This window comes from Priestia sp. D51, assembly GCF_053345675.1.
The window spans coordinates 157,215-175,339 of sequence record NZ_JBLTIR010000001.1; the positions used below are offsets into that span (position 1 = coordinate 157,215).

Here is an 18,125-nt window from a genome sequence, read left to right on the forward strand (position 1 = left end):
AGGAACACCCCATGCCAAAAATGAAAACACATCGTGGCGCTGCAAAGCGTTTCAAAAAGACTGGAAGCGGTAAATTAAAACGTGCTCGTGCTTACACAAGCCATTTATTCGCTAACAAATCTACAAAACAAAAGCGTAAATTACGTAAAGGTTCTTTAGTAAGCAAAGGTGACTTCAAACGTATCCGTCACTTATTAGATAACATTAAGTAATTTGGGTTGAGATAGAAACAATACAGGAGGTAAACAATTATGCCACGCGTAAAAGGCGGTACAGTAACACGCAAACGTCGTAAAAAAGTTTTAAAATTAGCTAAAGGTTTCTTCGGTTCGAAGCATAGATTATATAAAGTTGCTAATCAGCAAGTTATGAAATCTCACATGTATGCTTATCGTGACCGTCGTCAGAAAAAACGTGACTTCCGTAAATTATGGATCACACGTATTAATGCAGCTGCTCGTATGAACGGTCTTTCTTACAGCCGTTTAATGCACGGTTTAAAATTAGCAGGTATTGAAGTTAACCGCAAAATGCTTGCTGACTTAGCTGTAGCTGATGAAAAAGCATTTGCTGAATTAGCAACTGCTGCTAAAAAAGGCTTAGATAAGTAATGAATATAAAGTCTCGTCATCTTTAGATGATGAGGCTTTTTTGCTATCGGAGGACATATCATGAATGAACTGCTGCTTACCTATTTTATTGTTATTAATATAATAGGGATAGGAATGATGTATAGAGATAAACAAAAAGCGAAAAGACATGAGTGGAGAATTGCCGAAAGCACACTGTGGACGGTAGCTGCTATCGGAGGAGCCATTGGAGGACTGATTGGTATGTATTGCTATCGTCATAAAACGAAGCACACATCGTTTACAGTAGGTTTTCCTATTCTTGCCGCTCTTGATTTACTTTTCTTTTTTGTTATCAGCTGAGCACAAATGATTTTGTGCTCAGTGTAAAAATTCTCGAACGGGGCTTTTCCAGCGAATAGGAGCATTTGGATACATGTTGTGTACGTGATTTTCCAGCAGCTTGAAATCTTGTTTTTGCAGTTCATGCAATCGAGATGGATCTGTTAACACCATTGTAATCGACAAAGACTCTGGTTCATTGGGATTGCTGTATTTTTCTCCTTCAAATAAAATACCTTTATACGTTAGTAGAAAATTTTTGCGGATATTCGTTTTTTCGTCAACGACAAAAAATTGCTGATGTTCCTGAGCTGCTACAAGCTTCCGCTTTGGACTGCGAAAATGCTGAACCAGCTTTAATAGTGTGTAAGCAACAAGCGCGAAAATGAACACGCGAACGATAACAATAACAAACATAACGCTCCCTCCTTTACAAGGCACAGTTTTCTTACTTTACGTTTCAGTCTCTAAAAAGTTTCACGATTTTTGATATAATTTCTTTATTGGTTTAAAAAGAAGAAGATATACATAATTACAGGAGTGATTACATTGAATTTACAACAGCTATTTACCATGCAGCGTCAGCTGGATCAGCATATAGAGGACAAGCATCAGCTTCATAAGGAAGACTTGGTTCCAAGAAAACTTTTAGCTCTGCTTGTTGAAATGGGAGAGCTGGCAAACGAAACGCGCTGCTTCAAATTTTGGAGCGTTAAACCTCCGGCTGAAGATGCTGTTATTTTAGAAGAATTTGTGGACGGCGTACATTTCATTCTTTCTTTAGGTATTGAAAAAGGATACGATGATTTAACTGAGCTGCCAAAATTAAAAGCAGCTGATTCAAAAACAACACAATTTTTACAGGTATTTGCACAAGTTTCTGCTTTCGAGCAGGACCTGTCAAAAGAAAACTATGTGAACATGTTTGCATCTTACATGAAGCTTGGCGATATGTTTGGTTTTTCTGCTGAACATATTGAAGAGGCGTACATGTCAAAAAATGAAGTGAATTTTAAACGCCAAGAACAAGGATACTAGAAATAAAGGGATGGGAAATTTTACTTCAACCTCTTTTTAGCTATAATAGAGGTATACATATGAAAGGGGTAATCCATATGACAAAGTTAGATGAAACATTGACGATGCTTAAAGCACTAACAGATGCAAAAGGAATTCCTGGAAATGAGCGTGAACCGCGTGAGGTTATGAAGAAATATATTGCACCTTATGCAGATGAAGTAACGACGGATGGGCTAGGCAGTTTGATTGCAAAAAAAGTAGGCAACGAACAAGGGCCTAAAATTATGGTAGCCGGTCACTTGGATGAAGTTGGTTTTATGGTGACTCAAATTGATGAACGCGGCTTTATTCGTTTTCAAACGGTAGGCGGATGGTGGTCTCAAGTTATGCTTGCTCAACGCGTAACCATCGTGACATCTAAAGGAGAGGTAACGGGGATTATTGGCTCAAAGCCACCTCATATCTTGCCTCCAGAAGTTCGCAAAAAGCCAGTTGACATTAAAGATATGTTCATCGATATTGGTGCTTCTAGCAGAGAAGAAGTAGCGGAGTGGGGAGTAAAACCTGGTGATCAGGTTGTACCTTATTTCGAATTTACGGTTATGAACAATGAAAAGATGCTGCTAGCGAAAGCCTGGGATAACCGTATTGGTTGTGCAATCGCTATCGATGTATTAAAAGCTTTAAAAAATGAAAAACATGAAAATGTTGTGTATGGTGTAGGAACGGTGCAAGAAGAAGTTGGACTCCGAGGTGCAAAAACATCTGCTAACTTTATTGAACCGGATATTGCATTTGCTGTTGATGTCGGTATCGCTGGAGATACACCTGGTGTTTCTGATAAAGAAGCCTCTTCTAAAATGGGGCAGGGTCCGCAAATCATTTTATATGATGCTTCCATGGTCTCTCATAAAGGACTTCGAGATACAGTGGTAGATGTGGCAGATGAATTAAATATTCCGTATCAATTTGATGCAATTGCTGGAGGCGGTACGGACTCGGGTTCTATCCATATTTCAGCTAACGGGGTGCCAGCACTTTCGATTACAATTGCAACTCGTTATATCCATTCTCATGCAGCAATGCTTCATCGTGATGATTATGAAAACGCAGTTAAATTAATTGCGGAAGTCATTAAGCGCTTAGACCGAGATACGGTTAACGCCATTACGTATAATTGAAAAAAGCTCATTCTCCTAGGAGAATGAGCTTTTTGTTGTACATAGGAAAAGGTTATTTATTTTAAACCGTTTTCAAGCGTTGTCAGAATTTCTTCTTTTTCTGATTCCGGAGACTTTTCCCAAAGCACTTCAAATAAAACACCAAGTCCAGGGAGCATTTTTTCTTCACCGCTTTGAATAGCGTCAGAAATTGTAGCCTCAAGCTCTTCTTTTGAGTTTCCTGAAACGTTTGCAATAACAGCATTTCGTAAATTAAGATCCATCATTTTCACCTCAGCTATCGTAAAGTTACCAATAGTTTTTGTTTTCTTTGCGATTTCTATGTACAATAAAGTGAAACTTATCTAATGATTATTGAACAAAATGTAATCGAACTATTTATTTTTGTATAGATAAAGGAGTTATGTTTGTGAAACAAATTGATTCAGTTAAAAATCCGCAGGTAAAAGCGTGGAAAAAACTGCATAATAAAAAAGACCGTGATAAGCAGGGCCTTTTTATGGTAGAAGGCTTTCATTTAGTCGAAGAGGCTATCAAAAATAAGGATTGCGTAAAGGAACTAATTATACGCGAATCGACCGAAGTGCCTGCACAGTGGGATATAGACGGTATCGAAATAATCGTTGTAAACGAAGCAATTAGTAAGTTATTATCTGACACAGAAACACCTCAAGGAATTATTGCCGTGTGTTTTCAAACAAAGCATGCGGAAATTATTCATACAGCACAGAAAGTATTGCTTTTAGATGCCGTGCAAGATCCAGGTAACCTAGGTACCATTATCCGAACCGCTGATGCTGCGGGAGTGGAGGCTATTATCATTGGAGAGGGCAGCGTGGATGTGTACAACCCAAAAGTCGTTCGTTCAACGCAAGGAGCTATTTTTCACCTTCCAATTGTAAAAGGCGATTTACTCGAAATAATTTCATTGTTAAAAGAAAGAGGAATAGCAGTTTACGGCACGTCGTTACAAAATGGAAAGGTCTACACACACGTAAAACCTTCAAACGAATTTGCGCTGATTGTGGGAAATGAAGGAAATGGCGTAAGCGAGAAAGTGTTGGAACAAACGGATCAGAATCTGTACATTCCCATCTATGGAAAGAGCGAGTCGTTAAATGTTGCCATCGCTTCTGGAATCTTACTTTATTATTTACGCGGAATGTAGTTGCATCGAGAACGTGTTTTCACTATAATAATACAATAGTTACATATGTAAAAAACGATGAAAGAGAGCAGTAGCTTATGTCCGTTTATGCAGGGAGAAAATGCCATGACTGAAAGCATTTTTATAAATGTAATAAGTGAATTCACCTCTTGAGTTGACACTTAGACCATCTTACATAGATGTAAAGGTGTTCCGGAGATTCCGTTAACTTGAATGAAGTGAACTGTATACGTCTGTGTATATAGTTAACAAGGGTGGTAACGCGACTAATCCTCGTCCCTTTTTTGGGAGGAGGTTTTTTTATTTGTCATTTTTTACGTTAAAAGGAGGAATAAGTGATGAAAGAACGTTTACAAGAACTTCAACAAGAAGCAATTGCAAAAGTCGAAGCAGCAAGTGCTTTAAAAGAATTAAACGACGTACGCGTAGCTTATTTAGGAAAGAAAGGCCCTATCACAGAAGTACTTCGCGGTATGGGAAAACTTTCAGCTGAAGAGCGTCCTGTAATGGGAGCACTTGCAAATGAAGTACGTGAAGCGATTGCATCTAAAATTGAAGAAAAACAAACGGCGTTAGAAGCAGCCGAGGTAGAGCGTAAACTTGCTTCAGAAACAATTGACGTAACGCTGCCGGGACGCCCGGTTAAAGCAGGTACGCATCACCCGCTCACAAGCGTGGTTGAAGAAGTAGAAGATTTATTCTTAGGAATGGGCTATGAAGTAGCAGAAGGACCAGAAGTAGAGCAGGACTACTATAATTTCGAAGCGCTGAACTTGCCAAAAGGTCACCCAGCACGTGATATGCAAGATACGTTCTATATTACGGAAGAAACGCTTCTTCGTACGCATACATCAACTGTTCAAGCTCGTGTTATGAACAAGAATGAAGGCAAAGGACCTGTTAAAATTATTTGCCCAGGTAAAGTGTACCGCCGCGATGACGATGATGCTACGCATTCACATCAATTTATGCAAATTGAAGGTCTTGTAGTAGACGAAAACATTCGTATGAGCGATTTAAAAGGCACGCTTGAAGTATTTGTGAAAAAGATGTTCGGTGCAGACCGTGAAATTCGTCTTCGTCCAAGTTTCTTCCCATTCACTGAGCCGTCTGTAGAAGTAGACGTATCGTGTGCAAAATGTGGAGGTAAAGGCTGTAATGTATGTAAACAAACAGGCTGGATTGAAATTTTAGGAGCCGGTATGGTTCATCCAAATGTTCTTGAAATGGCTGGATACGATTCAACTAAATATCGTGGTTTTGCTTTTGGAATCGGTGTAGAGCGTATTGCTATGTTAAAACACGGCGTGGATGATATTCGTCATTTCTATACAAATGATGTTCGTTTCTTAGATCAATTTAAACAAGTATAAAGGAGGGACTACGATGTTTGTATCTTATCGTTGGTTACAAGAGTATGTTGACTTATCAGGCGTAACGGCAGAAGAGTTAGCTGATAAAATCACAAAAAGTGGAATTGAAGTTGAAGGTGTAGAAAACTTAAATAAAGGCATCAGCGGAGTGGTAATTGGTCACGTTGTAGAACGTGAACAGCATCCAAATGCGGATAAATTAAGCCGCTGTCAAGTAGATCTTGGCGGAGGAGAAATCGTTCAAATCGTGTGCGGAGCACCTAACGTGGCACAAGGTCAAAAAGTAGCGGTTGCAAAAGTGGGAGCTGTACTTCCAGGTAACTTTAAAATCAAGCGTGCTAAGCTTCGCGGTGAAGAATCGAACGGTATGATTTGTTCTCTTCAAGAGCTTGGCATTGAAAGCAAGCTTGTGGCAAAAGATTATCAAGAAGGCATCTTCGTCTTCCCAAGTGATGCTGAAGTAGGAGCGGATGCCCTAGATGCATTAAACTTAAACGATGAAGTATTAGAACTAGGGCTAACACCAAATCGTTCAGACTGCTTAAGTATGTTAGGTGTAGCACATGAGGTGGCTGCTATTTTACGTCGTGAAGTGAAGTATCCGTCAGTAAACGTGCAAACGTCTGATGAGCAAGCAGCTGATTATATTTCCGTTAAAGTAGAGGCAAAAGAAGACAATCCCCTTTACGTAGCGCGCGTTGTGAAAAACGTAAAAATTGCTCCGTCACCATTATGGATGCAAACGCGTTTAATGGCAGCTGGTATTCGACCTCATAACAACGTTGTTGATATTACCAACTATATTTTGCTTGAATACGGCCAGCCGCTGCATGCTTTTGACTATGATCGTCTTGGTTCAAAAGAAATTGTTGTACGTCACGCGTCAGAAGGCGAGAAGTTTGTAACGCTTGACGATCAAGAGCGCGTATTAAAAGGCAATCAGCTTGTTATTACAAACGGCAGTGAACCGGTAGCCCTTGCAGGTGTAATGGGGGGAGCAAACTCTGAAGTAAAAGACGATACGGTAAACGTTCTTATTGAATCAGCTTACTTCAAAGGTTTAACAGTTCGTCAAGCTTCCAAAGACCACGGTCTTCGCAGTGAGGCAAGTGCTCGTTTTGAAAAAGGAATTGATCCTAACCGTACGCGTGTAGCTGCTGACCGCGCAGCAGAATTAATGGCTGAATACGCTTCAGGTGAAGTGGTAAGCGGTACTGTAGAAGTAGATACACTAACTGTGGAACCTGCTGTTGTAGCTGTGTCACTTGGACGTATTAACAATGTGCTTGGTACAGAACTATCGATGGAAGAAGTACAAGATATTATGAACCGTCTTCAATTTGAAAGCAAAGTCGAAGATGAAACAATCGTTGTAACGGTACCGACTCGTCGAGGCGATATTACAATTGAAGAAGATATCGTGGAGGAAGTAGCGCGCATGTATGGCTATGACAACCTTCCTACAACGCTTCCTGTAACAGTGGCAACTCCAGGAAAATTAACAGAGTATCAGCTTGGACGCCGTAAAGTTCGCCGTTTTTTAGAGGGAGCAGGGCTAGCGCAAACAACAACCTATTCGTTAACGAGCGCTGAAAAAGCTACTCAGTTTGCACTCAATGCAACAAGTACGATTGGTTTAGCAATGCCGATGAGTGAAGATCGCAGCATCCTTCGTCAAAGCTTAGTACCTCATTTACTTGAAGCAGTGAAGCACAATAATGCTCGTCAATCGGATTCTATTGCTCTATACGAAACAGGCTCAGTGTTCTTATCTAAAGGTGAAGGGGAATTACCGGATGAGCAGGAGCGCGTAGCTGGTGCAATCACGGGTCTATGGCATGCTCACGGCTGGCAAGGTGAAAAGAAAGTCGTTGATTTCTATGTGATTAAAGGTGTACTAGAAGGGTTATTTGCACAGCTTGGTTTAGAGAAACGAATCTCATATGCTCCCGTTAAAAAAGACGGTATGCACCCTGGACGTACAGCGGCTGTATGGTTAGATGAAAAAGAAATTGGATACGTGGGTCAAGTTCATCCTGTTGCTCAGAAACAGTATGGCCTTCGTGAAACATACGTGTTTGAATTACACCTTCAAGAGCTATTAGCTGCAGATGTCGAAGAAGTTCGTTATTCAGCTATTCCAAGATTCCCATCTATTACACGTGATATTGCACTTGTTGTAGATAAAAACGTTCTTGCAGGAGAAGTTCAGCGCGTCATCTATACGACGGGCGGAGAACTTTTAAAAGACGTGACAGTATTTGATCTATATGAAGGCGAGCGTATGGAAGAAGGCAAGAAATCTGTAGCTTTCTCTTTACGTTACTTAGATCCTGAACGTACATTAACAGATGAAGAAGTAGCAAAAGCACATGGTGCAGTGTTAGAAGCTGTTGAAAAAGAATTTGGTGCAACGCTTCGTTCATAAGAATAAAAAAAGAGATGTGGATTTCCACATCTCTTATTTTTTAGCTAATTTTAAAGCTTTTTCTGTATTAGCAAAATGGATTTTAGCTAAAGAGTTCAGCGCATTGACGCCATGTTTTTTAATAATTTTAGCAGCGGCGATATCAACTTGTGCTCCAGCTCCGCGAGGAATGACCATCCCCGTCTTTTCCGTTAGTAAATCCATTTGTTTTAAAAATGCGTATCTGGCAATAATGGAAGCAGCGGCTACAGATAAATGAACGCTTTCTCCTTTTGTACTGAAAAAGACATTTTCTTTGATAATCTCTTTTTCCTTTACGATGTGTTTATAATAGGTGTTTTTTTCAACAAACTGGTCAATTAAAATCGCATCAGGTTTTTCAGGATCCAATTTTTTTAACACGTTGGATAAAGCTTTGTTGTGCAACAGAGCTTTCATTTTACCTTGTGACATGCCTTTTTCTTGAAATGCATTATACTTTTCGTTATGTAAGACAAGCAAACTGTAAGGAATAAACGAAACAAGCTGCTTGGCAATTTCAATGATTTTAGCATCCGTTAACTCTTTTGAATCTCGTACTCCTAATTCTTTTAACAAAGGAAGCTGCTCTTTTTGAACATAGGCAGCAACTACGGTCATGGGACCAAAATAATCTCCCGTTCCTACTTCATCAGAACCAATGACCGATAGTGAACTGAAGTTTGATGGGAGGTGTGAGACAGGAGCCTTTTTAGCAGCATCTAAAGGACCTCCCCACTTAGCTGCTTCTGTTTCAGCTTCTTTTCCTTGAAAAAGTACTTTTCCAGAGCGGTATGCAGTGATAGAACAGCCGGGAGTTTTAGCCGAAAAAATACTTCCCTGCGGCAATTTAGGCTGCAAATAGGATGTGTAATGAAGCTTCATTTTAGCTATCTGATCAGCTGATACCTTAATAACAGCATGTGACATAATGCTTCACTCCTTTCGGGGTATTTTAGTTTACTTTATAAGCACTATCCCTTATGATAGCTTAAATATAGATATGTTTCCATTGAAGTCTTCTTCGTGGTATGATAGGGATTAGGATTTTTCGTGGAACGGAGGATTTTCTCGTGTCAAGACAAGATAAAACACGTGCGACAGTTGACATCTTTGGTCAGCAGTACAGCATCGTCGGTAGCGAAAGTACAAGCCATATTCGACTTGTCGCCTCTATAGTGGATGAAAAAATGCGTGAAATCAGTACTAAAAACCCTTCTTTAGATATCAATAAATTAGCAGTATTAACAGCTGTGAATGCTGTACACGAATATATAAAACTGAAAGAAGACTATGAGAGACTTGAACAAAAACTTTATGGAAAAGAGGAATGACTGAGTCAATGCTTAATATCATTTTAATTATATTGCTTCTTTTAGGCTTTGTAACAGGTCTTAAAAGAGGATTTATTTTGCAACTCATTCATATTGTCAGTTTTGCGGTTTCGTTTATCGTCGCTTATATGTTTAGTGGAGATTTGGCAAGCCGACTTCGCTTGTTGATTCCGTTTCCAGACAATATTCAGCAGCAAAGTGTCGCATCGTTTGTATTTGATTCTGGAACGATAGAAGACGCTTTTTATCGAATGATTGCATTTGCGATTTTATTTTTTGCTACTCACATTGTACTTCGCCTTGCAGGCTCTGTTTTAACGGCTTTAACCGAACTGCCAATTCTGCGCCAGTTAAATAAATGGGGCGGAGGTGCACTTGGATTCGTTGAAGTGTATATCATCGTTTTTATTTTGTTATACATTGGAGCCGTGATTCCTGTAAGTGAAATTCAAACGCCAATTCAACAGTCTTCAATTGCAATCAATATCGTACAAAATACTCCATACTTATCGTCTGCCATTCAAGATTTGTGGACTCAGTATGGTGTAATGTAATGAAATTACAATAGCTTGTTGAGAGGGTGTGTCGAAAGTGTCATAATACTTTTGAGATACCCTCTTTTTTTATCGCAGTCTGTTCTGCGGTTTTCACGGAGATAAAAGTATGTCTAGATAAAAATTTGAGAGAGTACATATGTCACTCATCATGTTTTGAAAGTTTCGTTATTATGATAATAGGCTGGTGAAAAGAGATGAATAAAAAGGATATTATTAAATTGTTAGAAACAATTGCTACATATATGGAATTAAAAGGAGATAACCCTTTTAAAATTTCTGCTTTTCGAAAAGCAGCTGCAGCGCTAGAAACGGACGAGAGAACGCTGACAGAGATTGAGGATTTTACCAAGCTCCAAGGGATTGGTAAAGGAACGGCTGCAGTTATTACAGAGTATATGGAAACAAATGAGTCAAGCGTACTAGAAGAACTAAAGCAAGAAGTTCCTGAAGGACTTATTCCTCTGCTTAAGCTGCCGGGGCTTGGAGGTAAAAAAATCGCTAAATTATATAAAGAGCTAGATATTAAAGACATGGAATCACTGCATCAGGCCTGTATGGAAAATCGAGTGCAGGGACTAAGCGGTTTTGGTAAAAAGACGGAAGAGAAAATTATCGCTGCTATTGAAGAGTTTGGGAAACGTCCTGATCGTTTGCCCCTTGCTTTTATGCTTCCAATAGCGGAAGAAATTTTAGAAGCCCTTAAACATATGCATAGCATTGAGCGTTTTTCTCAAGCAGGGAGCATTCGCCGCATGAGAGAAACTGTAAAAGATCTTGATTTTATTATTTCAACAGCTGAGCCTCATGCTGTCCGTGAACAGCTAGTATCGCTGCCAAATGTGAAGGATGTCATTGCAAATGGAGATACAAAAGTATCGGTAACGTTAGCCTATGAGTACGATGTGTCCGTGGATTTTCGTCTTGTAGAAGATAAAGCGTTTGCCACGACGCTTCATCATTTTACAGGATCAAAAGATCATAATGTGCGCATGCGTCAATTAGCAAAAGAACGCGGTGAAAAAATTAGCGAGTATGGCGTTGAAAATGCGGAGACAGGCGAAGTTATGACATTTGAGTCTGAACAAGCATTCTATGAACATTTTGGACTGTCTTTTATTCCGCCGGAACTTCGTGAAGATGGAACGGAAGTAGATGCATTTATAAAACCTCAAACGCTTGTGACCTACGGTGCGGTAAAAGGTGATTTGCATATGCACTCCACGTGGAGCGACGGAGCGTATTCAATTGAAGAAATGGCGGAAGCATGTCGCGCGCGAGGCTATGAATACATGGCGATTACAGACCACTCTCAGTATTTAAAAGTAGCTAACGGTCTAACGCCTGAACGCATTCGCAAACAGCGTGAAGAAATTAATCGTTTAAACGCACAGTTCGATGATTTTACAATACTAGCAGGAATTGAAATGGATATTTTGCCCGATGCAACACTTGATTATGATGATGAAATGCTAGCTGAGCTAGATTTTGTTATTGCGTCCATTCACTCTAGTTTTTCACAATCACGCGAAGAAATTATGAATCGTTTAAAGCAAGCGTTAAATAATGTTCATGTAGATTTAATCGCTCATCCGACCGGTCGTTTGATTGGTCGCCGCAACGGATATGATGTAGATATTGATATGCTAATTGAATTAGCTAAGGAAACAAAAACGGCTCTTGAACTAAACGCGAATCCAAACCGTTTAGATTTAGCCGCTGAGCACATAAAAAAAGCACAAGAGGCAGGAGTTAAAATTGCAATTAATACAGATGCTCACAATCTAGACATGCTAGAGCATATGGAAATTGGAATATCTACGGGAATTAAAGGCTGGCTTAAACCAGAAACGGTATTAAATACGTATAGCCTCAAAGAATTAACCGCCTTTTTAAATCGACATAAATAAGCAACAGGAGGAATCAGTTTTGCAATCACGTATTTTCCATGTACTAGAGTTTAATAAAGTTAAGGAACAGCTTCAGAAAAAAGTAGCTTCTTCTTTAGGCCGAGAAAAAGTAGCGAATTTGATTCCCTCGACTCAGTATGAAGAAGTAGTCAAATGGCAGGAAGCAACAGATGAAGCTACAACCGTGCTGCGATTGCGTGGCAACGTACCGCTAGGAGGCATCTTTGACGTTCGACCTAGCGTAAAGCGCGCTGAAATTGGAGGAACGCTAAGCTCTAATGAACTTCTTGATGTAGCAAGTACTATTTATGCTGCAAGACAAGTCAAGCAATTTATCGAGCAAGTAGTAGAAGACGAAGATTTACAGCTTCCAATTATAATTGAACATATCGAAAAACTAATGCCTCTTCCTGAGGTAGAACAAACAATTAAAATGAGCATTGATGAGAATGGCACAGTACTAGACGGTGCAAGCGACCAGCTAAGAGGCATTCGTCAAAAACTTCGCTCGACGGAGTCTCGTATTCGCGAAAAGCTAGAAAGTCTTATTCGCTCCTCGTCTGCTCAGAAAATGTTGTCAGATGCGATTGTTACCATTCGAAACGAACGTTTCGTTATTCCTGTTAAGCAAGAATATCGCAGTGCGTATGGAGGCATTGTGCACGATCAGTCTTCATCTGGAGCAACGTTATTTATTGAGCCACAGGCGATTGTGACGTTAAATAATGAGCTTCAAGAAGCAAAAGTAAAAGAAAAACAAGAAATTGAGCGTATTCTTATTGCTCTAACCGTTCAGGTAGCGGAAGTGGCAAATGAACTCCGTCAAAACGTTTATTTGTTAGGTGAGCTGGACTTCATGTTTGCTAAAGGGCGCTATAGCCATGAGCTAAAAGCTTCAAAACCTAAAATGAACGATCGAGGCTATATTAAGTTAGTGAAGGCAAAACATCCTCTTATTGCACAGGAAGATGTCGTTGCAAATGATATTGAGCTAGGTGATCAATATACGTCTATCGTTATTACAGGACCAAATACCGGCGGTAAAACCGTAACCTTAAAAACACTTGGGTTATTCACATTGATGGCTCAAGCAGGTTTGCAGATTCCTGCGCTGGATGGATCGGAAATGGCTGTGTTTAAACACGTATTTGCTGATATTGGAGATGAGCAGTCCATTGAACAAAGTCTGAGTACCTTTTCATCTCATATGGTCAACATTGTAGATATTTTACAAAAAGTAGATCATGAAAGTCTGGTCTTGTTCGATGAATTGGGAGCCGGAACAGATCCCCAAGAAGGTGCAGCGCTTGCGATTTCGATTTTAGATCAAGTATATGAAAGAGGCGCTCGCGTAGTTGCGACTACTCACTATCCTGAATTAAAAGCGTACGGCTATAACCGTGAAGGAGTGGTCAATGCTAGCGTAGAGTTCGATATTGAAACATTGAGCCCTACTTACAAGCTGCTGATTGGTGTACCGGGTCGAAGCAATGCTTTTGAAATTTCAAAACGTTTAGGTTTAAGTGCAGAAGTAATTGAACGTGCCAAAGGCTATATTGGCTCAGAAACAAATAAAGTAGAAAATATGATCGCTTCTCTTGAAGATAGCCGCCGTCAATCAGAACATGAGCTAGAAGAAGCTGAACAGCTAAGAAAAGAGGCTCAGAAGCTTCATAAAGAATTACAGAGTCAGATTATTGAGTTTAATGAAAAACGAGATAAGCTGTACGAAAAAGCTGAAGAAAAAGCTCAAGCCACAGTTCAAGCAGCATCTGAAGAAGCAGAGAAAATCATTAGCGATTTGCGTAAAATGAGTCAAAAAAATCATGCGCTTGTAAAAGAGCATGAATTGATTGAAGCACGTAAGCGTCTAGAAGATGCAGTTCCAACTCTTGAAAAAAGTAAAAAGAAACCGGCTGTGCCGAAAAAACAAGAGCGCACTCTTCAAGCTGGAGATGAAGTGAAAGTCTTAAGCTGGGGACAAAAAGGAACGCTTGTGGAACGAGTAAGTAATAATGAATGGCAAGTGCAAATGGGAATCATGAAAATGAAGGTGAAAGAAAAAGATCTCGAATATATTAGTTCCCCAAAACCTGTAGAAACAAAGCCGCTTGCTACGGTAAAAGGAAAAGATTATCATGTAAATCTAGAACTGGATTTAAGAGGAGAGCGCTATGAAAATGCGCTGATTCGAGTTGAAAAATATATTGATGATGCTTTGTTAGCCAACTATCCGCGCGTTTCGATTATCCACGGTAAAGGAACCGGAGCTCTTCGTAAAGGTGTACAGGAATATTTGAAAAATCATCGTTCTGTTAAAAATATTCGTTTCGGAGAAGCTTCTGAAGGAGGTTCTGGCGTTACGGTTGTGGAATTTAAGTAAAAGAATGCTGAGATAAAGGTGTCAGTCGATGCGCTGAACAAGCATATATGAAGATGGAAAATCCGACATGGCTCATGAACTATGTTGGGTTTTCTATCTCTTTTAAGAACGATGCAAGTAAAGGAAAGAGACCTGTCAGTTCATTACGTGGAGTGTAATATAAATTAGGAGTGATGCAAAAATGAGGGATTTTTGGAAAGACCCGTATATTGAATCCGCCGCTTATTACAGCGTGGTTGTCTTGAGCATTGTCGTCTTTCTTGTTGTGTTTGAGCTCGTTACTAAATATAAGAATTGGGAAGAGATTCAAAAAGGAAATATGGCTGTTGCGATGGCAACAGGTGGGAAAATATTTGGATTAGCTAATATTTTTCGCTATTCGATTGAGCACAACGACAATTTGTTAAGAATGCTTGGATGGGGAATATATGGGTTTGTTCTTTTACTAGTCAGCTATTTTATTTTCGAATTTTTGACGCCGAAATTTCGAATCGATGATGAAATTGAACAAGATAACAGAGCCGTTGGGTTTATTTCACTTGTTATTTCAATCGGTATGTCCTATGTAATAGGAGCAGGGATAGGATAGGATAGGAGAGAGTCATGGAGAAGTTAGCGAAAATTTTACTCATTTTATGCGGAGTGTTTATGCTTATTGGTCTTATCTATTTATCTATATAGCTTTTCCTAACATTGTGATGACAGCAAAAAAGCTGGCCTTAAAGCAGGTCAGCTTTTTTAATGATTACTTCCATACATCTTCAGCAATTGAAATCACGTGCTTTACTTTATCCCACTGCTGTTCTTCAGTTAGTAAATTTCCTTCTTCTGTAGAAGCAAATCCGCACTGGGGACTCAAACAAATTTGATCAAGAGAAACAAATTCTGCCGCTTCAGCAATTCGTTTTTTCACTGCTTCAGGATCTTCTAAATCTCCAAATTTTGATGTGATAAGACCAAGGACAATCTGAAGGTCATTTCGCTTTACATGTCGAAGAGGTTCAAATCCTCCTGAGCGTTCATCATCAAATTCTAAAAATAGTCCATCTACGTTTAACTGACTGAAAATAGCTTTTGACGCATTTTCATATCCGCCGCTTGCTGTATAAGTAGACTGGAAATTCCCTCTGCAAATATGCATTGTAATAACCATATCATCTGGCTTATGCGCAATGGATTCATTGATCGCATCCGTAAAACGTTTCAGTAATTCTTGGGGCGTAAATCCTTTTGACGCGATTTGTTCTTGTCCTTTTTCTGAGAAAAAGACCGCCCACGCAGTATCATCTAACTGTAAATAGCGGCATCCAGCATCATAAAATGCTTGAATGGCTTTTTGATATGTTTTAACTAAATCAGCAAAAAATACATCCGTATCCGAGTAAGCAGACTCTTCAATATGACCTCTGAAAAACAGCATATTGGGACTTGGAATGGTGAACTTAGCCACGTGTTCTTTTCCGGCCGCTTGATGAAGAAATTTATAATCTTCAATCATAGGGTGGTGATTAAAATCTAGTTTTCCAGTAACTTTTATACCGTGAGCTTTTGTTTGGACCCCGTGAAACTGAATTCCCGACTCTGCTTCGTAAAGTTCTACGCCCACAAGTTCTGATAGAAAATCAAAGTGCCACCACGCACGGCGAAACTCACCGTCTGTTATGGCTTTTAATCCAATTTGTTTTTGCTTTTCTACGAGCTTACTAATTTCTTCATCTTCAATTGCTCGAAGCTGTTTCTTTGTCATTTCCCCGTTTTCTACCTGTAATCGTGCTTGCTTGATACGCTCAGGACGCAAAAAGCTTCCAACGTGATCTGCTTTGAACGGTCCTTTAGTCAATGTTGTTATCAATTCATACAGCTCCTTAAAAAAAATCTAATTTTTATTATATACAAAAAATTCGGATAATGTATAGGGGTAAATCCAATTTTTATTTATTACGCTGCAGGATGAAAGAGTGATTAGACAGGAAAGAGAACATTCAATAACGATTGCATCTAAAAAAAGAATGAACTATAATTTTAATTAGAAAATTCTAATTTTTTATTTTTTTGAGGGAGAGGATACGTGTGGAATCCACCGAAAAGATATGGCTTTCTCAATACCCAGAGGAAATATCTGCTACGCTTCATTATGAGCAAAAAAATTTAGCACAGCTTTTTGAAGAAGCAGTTCAAAAAGCCCCTAAAAAAAACGCAATCTATTTTCTAGGGAAAAAAATGACGTTTTCCCAACTGCATCAAGATTCTTTGAAACTGTCATCTTACCTTATTGAACTGGGATTAAAAAAAGGGGATAGAGTAGCCATTATGCTTCCAAATTGCCCTCAAGCTGTCATTTCCTTTTATGCTGTTCTTCTTGCCGGAGGAGTAGTCGTTCAAACAAACCCTTTGTATACGGAAAGGGAGTTAGAGTATCAGCTGAATGATTCAGAAGCGACCATGATTATTGCACTCGATTTGCTATATCCGCGTGTAGTAAAAATGAAAGCGTTAACAAGTATAAAACACGTAGTCATCACCTCTATTCAAGACTATCTCCCATTTCCCAAAAACATAATCTATCCATTTATTCAGCGCAAACAGCAGAAGATAAGCGTGGATGTGAGTCATACGGAGACTACTCATTTATTTAAACGCATTATAAGTGAATCCTCTCCAGCAGTATGTAATGCTGAGGGAATTTCAGACGAAGATATCGCGATTTTACAATACACCGGGGGAACAACAGGTTTTCCAAAAGGAGTCATGCTTACTCATAAAAACTTGGTAGCCAATGCAAAGATGTGTTCACATTGGTTATACCGCTGCAAGCATGGAGAAGAAAAAGTGCTTGGAATTATCCCGTTTTTTCATGTGTATGGTTTAACAACGGTTCTTGTTCTATCGGTTTTGCAAAACTACGAGATGGTGCTTCTGCCTAAATTTGATGCAAAAACGACGCTCAAAACCATTCATAAGCAGCAGCCTACTTTATTTCCAGGTGCTCCGACAATTTACATCGCATTATTAAACCACCCTGATTTAGCAAAATACAACCTATCTTCTATTGATTCATGTATGAGCGGTTCGGCTCCTCTTCCTGTGGAAGTGCAGGAGCAGTTTGAAAAGCTCACTGGAGGTAAACTAGTGGAAGGATATGGATTGACGGAAACCTCTCCTGTTACTCATGCTAATTTTCTTTGGAAAGAGAGAATACCAGGAAGCATTGGAGTGCCTTGGCCAGACACAGATGCCAAAATTCTCTCGTTTGAAACAGGTAAAGAAGCTGCTGTAAGCGAAGTAGGAGAAATTGCGGTTAAAGGTCCTCAGGTCATGAAAGGATATTGGAAGCAGCCTGAAGAAACGGAGGCTGTTATGCGAGACGGGTGGTTGCTAACAGGTGATGTTGGCTATATGGATGATAAAGGTTATTTTTATGTAGTAGATCGAAAGAAAGATATTATTATTGCCGGGGGATATAATATCTATCCTCGAGAAGTTGAAGAAGTATTATATGAGCATGAAAAAATTCAAGAAGCTGTAGTGGTAGGTGTTCCTGACCCATATAGAGGAGAAACAGTGAAGGCTTACATTGTATTAAAAAATGGTGTAAGATGTACTGAAGAAGAGTTAAATGAGTTTTCTAGAAAGTATTTAGCTGCTTATAAAGTTCCGCGCCTTTATGAATTTCGAAATGAGCTTCCAAAAACAGCGGTCGGGAAGATTCTGCGACGAGCGCTGATTGAAGAAGAAAATGAAAAGCATAAAAAGGCGACGTAATCGATCGTCGCCTTTGATTTTTTTGCTGAAACATAATTGACAGATACTTGCGGTTTCTTTATTATAAAGATATGAATGAATAA

The 18,125-nt window shown here is 39.4% G+C and carries 18 protein-coding genes and 1 other annotated feature; of the genes, 14 read left to right on the plus strand and 4 right to left on the minus strand.

The genetic code is table 11. The features are described 5' to 3' along the window. Nucleotides 1–11: 11 nt before the first annotated feature. Genes rpmI through ACNHOZ_RS00865 form a run of 3 tightly spaced genes read left to right on the plus strand, consistent with a single transcriptional unit; the run spans nt 12 to nt 932 of the window. Nucleotides 12–212: a 50S ribosomal protein L35 gene (gene rpmI / locus ACNHOZ_RS00855; RefSeq protein WP_013059426.1), complete on the plus strand. Its 201-nt coding sequence runs from the start codon at nt 12–14 to the stop codon at nt 210–212. Nucleotides 213–251: 39 nt separating this feature from the next. Then, on the plus strand, nt 252–611 hold the full coding sequence (rplT, locus tag ACNHOZ_RS00860) for a 50S ribosomal protein L20 (protein ID WP_013059425.1): 360 nt from the start codon (nt 252–254) through the stop codon (nt 609–611). A 60-nt stretch (nt 612–671) separates the two neighbouring features. After that, a complete protein-coding gene (locus ACNHOZ_RS00865; RefSeq protein WP_028411770.1) occupies nt 672–932 on the plus strand; it encodes a DUF1294 domain-containing protein in 261 nt (86 codons plus the stop codon). A gap of 18 nt (nt 933–950) precedes the next feature. Here the strand turns inward: ACNHOZ_RS00865 and ACNHOZ_RS00870 are convergent, their stop codons facing one another. Then, nucleotides 951–1,328: a hypothetical protein gene (locus tag ACNHOZ_RS00870; protein ID WP_028411769.1), complete on the minus strand. Its 378-nt coding sequence runs from the start codon at nt 1,326–1,328 to the stop codon at nt 951–953. A 132-nt stretch (nt 1,329–1,460) separates the two neighbouring features. Here ACNHOZ_RS00870 and ACNHOZ_RS00875 point away from each other — a divergent pair, with 132 nt between their 5' ends. Both ACNHOZ_RS00875 and ACNHOZ_RS00880 read left to right on the plus strand, forming a co-directional pair. Further along, nucleotides 1,461–1,949, plus strand: a complete 489-nt coding sequence (locus ACNHOZ_RS00875; RefSeq protein ID WP_048019699.1) for a dUTP diphosphatase — start codon at nt 1,461–1,463, stop codon at nt 1,947–1,949. A gap of 77 nt (nt 1,950–2,026) precedes the next feature. Next, nucleotides 2,027–3,112, plus strand: coding sequence for a M42 family metallopeptidase (locus ACNHOZ_RS00880; RefSeq protein WP_028411767.1), 1,086 nt, complete (start codon nt 2,027–2,029; stop codon nt 3,110–3,112). 56 nt (nt 3,113–3,168) lie between these two features. On the opposite strand, the gene sspI is transcribed toward ACNHOZ_RS00880, so the two are convergent. Further along, nucleotides 3,169–3,375, minus strand: a complete 207-nt coding sequence (gene sspI, locus ACNHOZ_RS00885) for a small acid-soluble spore protein SspI (RefSeq protein ID WP_013059420.1) — start codon at nt 3,373–3,375, stop codon at nt 3,169–3,171. Nucleotides 3,376–3,515: 140 nt separating this feature from the next. Here sspI and ACNHOZ_RS00890 point away from each other — a divergent pair, with 140 nt between their 5' ends. The 3 genes from ACNHOZ_RS00890 to pheT all read left to right on the plus strand — a co-directional run bounded on the left by ACNHOZ_RS00890 (nt 3,516) and on the right by pheT (nt 8,081). Further along, entirely contained in the window at nt 3,516–4,280 is a 765-nt protein-coding gene (locus ACNHOZ_RS00890; protein ID WP_176343388.1) for a TrmH family RNA methyltransferase, read from the plus strand. A 48-nt stretch (nt 4,281–4,328) separates the two neighbouring features. Continuing rightward, nucleotides 4,329–4,564, plus strand: a binding site (T-box leader). Between the two features lie 54 nt (nt 4,565–4,618). Further along, complete coding sequence (gene pheS, locus ACNHOZ_RS00895; protein ID WP_014458064.1) at nt 4,619–5,653, plus strand: phenylalanine--tRNA ligase subunit alpha; 1,035 nt, start codon at nt 4,619–4,621, stop codon at nt 5,651–5,653. Nucleotides 5,654–5,666: 13 nt separating this feature from the next. Beyond that, complete coding sequence (pheT, locus tag ACNHOZ_RS00900; RefSeq protein ID WP_028411765.1) at nt 5,667–8,081, plus strand: phenylalanine--tRNA ligase subunit beta; 2,415 nt, start codon at nt 5,667–5,669, stop codon at nt 8,079–8,081. 33 nt (nt 8,082–8,114) lie between these two features. Here the strand turns inward: pheT and rnhC are convergent, their stop codons facing one another. Continuing rightward, the gene (rnhC, locus tag ACNHOZ_RS00905; RefSeq protein ID WP_033579627.1) at nt 8,115–9,029 is read right to left on the minus strand and encodes a ribonuclease HIII; all 915 of its coding nucleotides are present in this window, start codon (nt 9,027–9,029) and stop codon (nt 8,115–8,117) included. Between the two features lie 143 nt (nt 9,030–9,172). On the opposite strand from rnhC, the gene zapA reads away from it, so the two are divergent. The 5 genes from zapA (at nt 9,173) to ACNHOZ_RS00930 (ending at nt 14,869) form a co-directional block, all read left to right on the plus strand. After that, nucleotides 9,173–9,433 carry a cell division protein ZapA gene (zapA, locus tag ACNHOZ_RS00910; protein ID WP_013059415.1) on the plus strand — a complete coding sequence of 87 codons (261 nt, stop codon included), beginning with the start codon at nt 9,173–9,175 and terminating at the stop codon, nt 9,431–9,433. Next, entirely contained in the window at nt 9,430–9,987 is a 558-nt protein-coding gene (locus ACNHOZ_RS00915) for a CvpA family protein (protein WP_014458067.1), read from the plus strand. Before zapA ends, ACNHOZ_RS00915 begins: the two co-directional genes overlap by 4 nt. 197 nt (nt 9,988–10,184) lie before the next feature. Next, nucleotides 10,185–11,897: a DNA polymerase/3'-5' exonuclease PolX gene (gene polX, locus ACNHOZ_RS00920; protein WP_028411763.1), complete on the plus strand. Its 1,713-nt coding sequence runs from the start codon at nt 10,185–10,187 to the stop codon at nt 11,895–11,897. A gap of 19 nt (nt 11,898–11,916) precedes the next feature. Then, on the plus strand, nt 11,917–14,280 hold the full coding sequence (locus tag ACNHOZ_RS00925; protein ID WP_033579629.1) for an endonuclease MutS2: 2,364 nt from the start codon (nt 11,917–11,919) through the stop codon (nt 14,278–14,280). Between the two features lie 181 nt (nt 14,281–14,461). Next, a complete protein-coding gene (locus ACNHOZ_RS00930; RefSeq protein ID WP_013059411.1) occupies nt 14,462–14,869 on the plus strand; it encodes a DUF350 domain-containing protein in 408 nt (135 codons plus the stop codon). A gap of 156 nt (nt 14,870–15,025) precedes the next feature. Here the strand turns inward: ACNHOZ_RS00930 and ACNHOZ_RS00935 are convergent, their stop codons facing one another. After that, nucleotides 15,026–16,132: a 5-methyltetrahydropteroyltriglutamate--homocysteine S-methyltransferase gene (locus tag ACNHOZ_RS00935; protein ID WP_028411761.1), complete on the minus strand. Its 1,107-nt coding sequence runs from the start codon at nt 16,130–16,132 to the stop codon at nt 15,026–15,028. Nucleotides 16,133–16,350: 218 nt separating this feature from the next. On the opposite strand from ACNHOZ_RS00935, the gene ACNHOZ_RS00940 reads away from it, so the two are divergent. Continuing rightward, nucleotides 16,351–18,042, plus strand: coding sequence for an AMP-binding protein (locus ACNHOZ_RS00940; RefSeq protein ID WP_048019700.1), 1,692 nt, complete (start codon nt 16,351–16,353; stop codon nt 18,040–18,042). Nucleotides 18,043–18,125: the final 83 nt, after the last annotated feature.

Bases quoted from the DNA above. Each gene is read 5' to 3' on its own strand.
- pheT (WP_028411765.1), top strand. From the start codon at position 5,667: ATGTTTGTATCTTATCGTTGGTTACAAGAGTATGTTGACTTATCAGGC.
- polX (WP_028411763.1), top strand. From the start codon at position 10,185: ATGAATAAAAAGGATATTATTAAATTGTTAGAAACAATTGCTACATAT.
- rplT (WP_013059425.1), top strand. From the start codon at position 252: ATGCCACGCGTAAAAGGCGGTACAGTAACACGCAAACGTCGTAAAAAA.
- ACNHOZ_RS00890 (WP_176343388.1), top strand. From the start codon at position 3,516: ATGTTTGTGAAACAAATTGATTCAGTTAAAAATCCGCAGGTAAAAGCG.
- ACNHOZ_RS00915 (WP_014458067.1), top strand. From the start codon at position 9,430: ATGACTGAGTCAATGCTTAATATCATTTTAATTATATTGCTTCTTTTA.
- pheS (WP_014458064.1), top strand. From the start codon at position 4,619: ATGAAAGAACGTTTACAAGAACTTCAACAAGAAGCAATTGCAAAAGTC.
- sspI (WP_013059420.1), bottom strand. From the start codon at position 3,375: ATGGATCTTAATTTACGAAATGCTGTTATTGCAAACGTTTCAGGAAAC.
- ACNHOZ_RS00880 (WP_028411767.1), top strand. From the start codon at position 2,027: ATGACAAAGTTAGATGAAACATTGACGATGCTTAAAGCACTAACAGAT.
- ACNHOZ_RS00930 (WP_013059411.1), top strand. From the start codon at position 14,462: ATGAGGGATTTTTGGAAAGACCCGTATATTGAATCCGCCGCTTATTAC.
- rpmI (WP_013059426.1), top strand. From the start codon at position 12: ATGCCAAAAATGAAAACACATCGTGGCGCTGCAAAGCGTTTCAAAAAG.
- rnhC (WP_033579627.1), bottom strand. From the start codon at position 9,029: ATGTCACATGCTGTTATTAAGGTATCAGCTGATCAGATAGCTAAAATG.
- ACNHOZ_RS00870 (WP_028411769.1), bottom strand. From the start codon at position 1,328: ATGTTTGTTATTGTTATCGTTCGCGTGTTCATTTTCGCGCTTGTTGCT.
- ACNHOZ_RS00865 (WP_028411770.1), top strand. From the start codon at position 672: ATGAATGAACTGCTGCTTACCTATTTTATTGTTATTAATATAATAGGG.